This is a genomic window from Candidatus Igneacidithiobacillus taiwanensis (assembly GCF_031962545.1).
Lineage (GTDB): Bacteria > Pseudomonadota > Gammaproteobacteria > Acidithiobacillales > Acidithiobacillaceae > Igneacidithiobacillus > Igneacidithiobacillus taiwanensis.
This window is the reverse complement of the sequence record NZ_JAVRKK010000170.1, coordinates 1-4210: the sequence shown is the minus strand read 5'-3', so window position 1 is coordinate 4210 and position 4210 is coordinate 1. Positions and strand designations below refer to the sequence as shown.

General features: G+C 59.8%; 5 protein-coding genes. All 5 read left to right on the top strand.

Annotation, left to right across the window (positions count from 1 at the left end):
• The coding region (locus tag RTI30_RS13050; protein WP_312283976.1) for a S41 family peptidase at nucleotides 1-1026 on the top strand (1026 nt) is incomplete at its 5' end.
• 20 nt (nucleotides 1027-1046) lie between these two features.
• Complete coding sequence (locus RTI30_RS13045; RefSeq protein ID WP_312262608.1) at nucleotides 1047-1661, top strand: DJ-1 family glyoxalase III; 615 nt, start codon at nucleotides 1047-1049, stop codon at nucleotides 1659-1661.
• 10 nt (nucleotides 1662-1671) lie between these two features.
• Complete coding sequence (locus RTI30_RS13040; protein WP_312283975.1) at nucleotides 1672-2448, top strand: peptidylprolyl isomerase; 777 nt, start codon at nucleotides 1672-1674, stop codon at nucleotides 2446-2448.
• Nucleotides 2449-2559: 111 nt separating this feature from the next.
• Nucleotides 2560-2868 (top strand): ATP-dependent Clp protease adapter ClpS, encoded by a 309-nt coding sequence (gene clpS, locus RTI30_RS13035; RefSeq protein WP_312262606.1) that lies wholly within the window; start codon nucleotides 2560-2562, stop codon nucleotides 2866-2868.
• Nucleotides 2869-2871: 3 nt separating this feature from the next.
• On the top strand, nucleotides 2872-4210 hold a 1339-nt coding region (locus RTI30_RS13030; RefSeq protein WP_312283974.1), incomplete at its 3' end, for an AAA family ATPase.

Genomic DNA, 4210 nt, shown 5'->3' with positions numbered 1-4210 from the left:
ATCGTCAAGATCAATGGCAAAGCGGTGGAGGGGCTGGGTCTGGAAAAGGCTGTCGATGAGATGCGCGGCAAGCCCGGTAGTAAAGTTACCCTCACGCTGTTGCGACCACATAGCAATGTTCCCCTACAGCTCACCCTGACCCGCGCCATCATCAAGGTCCAAAGTGTGCGTTTTCAAATGATTGCCCCGGATTATGGCTACCTGCGCATCAGTCAATTCCAAGACAATACCGGTACCGCCGTGCAAAATGCCGTCAAGCAGCTGGAAAACGACGCCAACGATAAACTCAAAGGACTCATTCTCGATCTCCGCAATAACCCCGGTGGGGTGTTGCAAGCCGGAGTAGAGACCGCCGACGCCTTCCTCGATACGGGCCTGATCGTCTATACCAAAGGACGCACTGCCAATAGTGCCATGCGCTTTCGTGCCCATGGACCCGACCTGCTCTTGCACAACGCCCCGCTCGTCGTGCTGATCAATGGCGGTACCGCTTCGGCGGCAGAGATCGTCACCGGAGCGCTGAAGGATAACGGCCGTGCCCTGGTTCTCGGCAGCCGTAGCTTTGGCAAGGGATCGGTGCAGTCGGTGATTCCGCTGGACAATGGCGGTGCCCTCAAGCTGACCACCGCCTTGTACTACACCCCGGCAGGCTGCTCCATTCAGGGGCAAGGCATCGTTCCCAACGTCGCCGTCGTCCCGAGCAACCCCGAAGAGCGGAAGATCGATAGCGTCTTGCTCAAAGAATCGGAGTTACCCGGCATGCTGCAGGCGCAGGATCCCTGCCAAAAAATCAAGCCGCAGGTGGAAATCCCGGAGCCTCCCCTGTCCGCGAAAGCGGCGGAGAATGCGACGGCCAGCGAGGGACCCAACCTCGCTACCGACTTCGTCTTGCGCAAGGCCCTGGAGATCCTCGAGGGACAGCCGGTGGATACCCTGCAGAACGGCAAGACCGTCAAACAGGTCATTCCCCTTCCCGTTTACAGGGGCGGGGATAAAAAACCCGAGAACAAGGTCAAAGCCGCATAGATTGGGTTTGCGGACAGAGCATGGAGATCAGTACTCCCCAAGTCGTCATCCCCCTTGCCGCTGGCTGCGAGGAAATGGAAGTGGTCATTTGCGCCGATATTCTGCGGCGCGCCGGGGCAGAGGTCAGTTTGGCGGGCATCGATGGCGATGCTGCCGTAACCGCCTCGCGCGGTGTCGTTCTGCTGCCCGATTGCAGCTGGGAAGCACGGCGCCAAGCGCCGATGGATCTGTTGTTGCTGCCGGGAGGCGCGGGTGGGGTGGAGCGGCTACGGCAGTGCAGCAGTCTGCTGGCCCTGTTGCGGGAGCGCATGCGCAATGCCGCACCGGTGGCCGCCATCTGTGCTGCCCCTTCCCTGCTCGCCGGGCAGGGTCTTCTTGCCGGCAAGAGGGTAACCGGCTATCCCGGCACCCTTGATGCGGCGAGTGCGGAATATCGCTACTGCAGCGATCCGGTGGTGGTCGATGGCTCCCTGACCACGTCTCGTGGTCCGGGAACCGCCATCGATTTTGCCTTGCAGCTGGTCGCGCAGCTCTTTACTGCCGAGCGACGAGCGGAGGTGGAAAAGGCATTGCAAAGGCCAGCAGTTTACCTTTCTTCTTTCCCTGTGGATAATGGCCCGGTTCAATCAAACTGAAGGAAAAATCATGAAACTTCGCGCAGTTATTTTGGCTACCATGGTTGGCGCCATTTCTTTGCCCGTGTTTGCCGCCCCGGCAGCAACGGTCAATGGCCACGCCATCGAGAACAGTCAGGTCCAGGAAATCATGGATATGAGCCCGGATCTGGCCAAGCAACCCAATGCTCGGGAGCAGGTCGTCCAGAACCTCATCAACATGGAAGTATTGTCTCAGTACGCCGATCAGCATGGCTTGGCGCAAACCCCGGCGGTAGAAGAACGCTTGAGCCTGGCCAAGCGGCAGATCCTGGCCGACGCCGCTGTCGATTCTTACATCAAGGCGCACCCCATCACCGACGCTGCTGCCCAGGATGCCTACAACAAATTCGTTGCAGCCATGGGTAAGAAGGAATATGAAGTGCGGCACATTCTGGTCAAGACCAAGGCGGAGGCCGACCAAATCCTTGCCAAGCTGAAGGCGGGGCAGAAGTTCTCCACCCTGGCGGAGAAATACTCCATCGACAAGGGCAGCGCTGCCCATGGTGGCGAGCTCGGCTGGATCGTCCCGGGCATGGTCGTGCCGCCCTTCGCCCAGGCGGTAGAGACGGCCCCCATCGACAAGCCGGTGGGCCCGATCCAGACCCAGTTTGGCTATCACATCATCGAAGTGCAGGCCACGCGTCCGGTCACTCCGCCCAGCTTTGCTTCCATGAAGCAGCGGATCAAGGCGCAGTTGCAGCAGCAGGAAGCGGCCAAGTTTGTTTCCGATCTGCGTAGCAAGGCGAACATCAACATCACCAAGTAAGGTTTCACGCTTTTTTGGCAGGGCCGCGGGGGAAACCCTGCGGCCTTTTTCTTGCCTAGACGATTGGACGGCGCCACAATGAGACTATCGAGTCTTGCAGGAGCTTGTGTGGTGTCAGCGCGGAAAAGTCCCCAACAACCCGTTCTCGAACGGCAGACGCAGGTGCGTGAACCGCATCTGTATCGGGTCTGTCTGCTCAATGATGACTATACGCCGATGGACTATGTGGTCCGTATCCTGCGCGAGTTTTTTCATAAAAGCCAAGAAGATGCCGAGCGAATCATGATGGAGGTCCATCTCCAAGGCAAAGGCACTTGCGGGATTTATCCCTTTGATCTCGCAGAAACCAAGGTCACCCTGGTTACCGCGGATGCGCGTCAGCATCAGCACCCCTTGCGTTGTACCATGGAGAAGGAGTAGGCGATGATCGACAAGGCCTTGGAACAGTCCATCAATCAGGCATTTCAGACGGCGCGCGAATACGGTCATGAATACGCCTCCGTCGAGCACCTACTGCTGGCCCTTCTCGATAACCCCGCCAGCATGGAGGTTCTCGATGCCTGTGGCGCCGATCGCAAGCGTTTGGCGCGGGAACTGAAGAGCTTTCTCAGTAAAAAAATCCCCTCCCTCGGAAGCGCCGGAACGGTCAATAGCCAGCCCTCCATCGGCTTTCAGCGGGTCATCCAGCGCGCCCTCTACCACGTACAGTCGGCGGGCAAGGAGGCGGTCACGGGTGCCAATGTGCTGGTCGCCCTCTTTGCCGAGCGCGAGTCCCATGCCGTCTATTTTCTGCAAAAAGAGCATGTATCGCGCATGGATGTGGTGACGTATCTGGCCCACGGCCAACCCCGGGATGAGGAAAACGACGAGGGCGAGGAACCCGGTAACGAGCAGGAACGCAACAAATCGAGCAAGGATCCCCTCGCCACCTACACCCGCAACCTCAATGCCCTGGCACGGGCCGGGCGCATCGACCCCCTCATCGGGCGTGCGCAGGAGTTGGAACGGGCCCTGCAGATTCTGGCGCGGCGGCGCAAGCACAACCCCCTCTTCGTTGGCGAACCGGGGGTGGGCAAGACCGCCATCGTCGAGGGTCTGGCGCGCGCCATCGTCCATGGCCGCGTGCCCGAGCATCTGCGCGACGCGACCATCTACGCCCTCGATATGGGTGCGCTCATTGCCGGCTCTCGTTATCGCGGCGACTTCGAGGAGCGCCTGAAGGCGGTGCTCAAGGCCCTGCAACGCCAGCCCAAGGCCATCCTTTTCATCGACGAGATCCATACCATCATCGGTGCGGGTGCCGTCTCGGGTGGGGCAATGGATGCCTCCAACCTGCTCAAGCCCGCCCTTGCTGCTGGCGAGCTGCGCTGCATCGGGGCGACTACCTATCAGGAATTCCGCCAGCATTTTGAGAAGGATCGTGCCCTCAGTCGTCGCTTCCAAAAAATCGACGTACCGGAACCCAGCGCCGACGAGACCTTTGAAGTTCTCCGCGGCCTGAAGCGGCAATTCGAAAATCACCACCACTTGCGCTACACCGACGCTGCCCTGCGGGCGGCGGTGGAACTCTCGGTCAAACACATCCACGATCGTCATTTGCCCGACAAGGCCATCGATGTTATCGATGAGGTGGGAGCGGCCCAGGCCCTGCTGCCGCCTTCTCGGCGCAAGAAAAGTATCGGCGTGCACGATATCGAGGAAATGGTGGCAAAGATGGCACGCATTCCGGGTAAGTCGGTTTCCGTCGACGACCGCAGCGCCC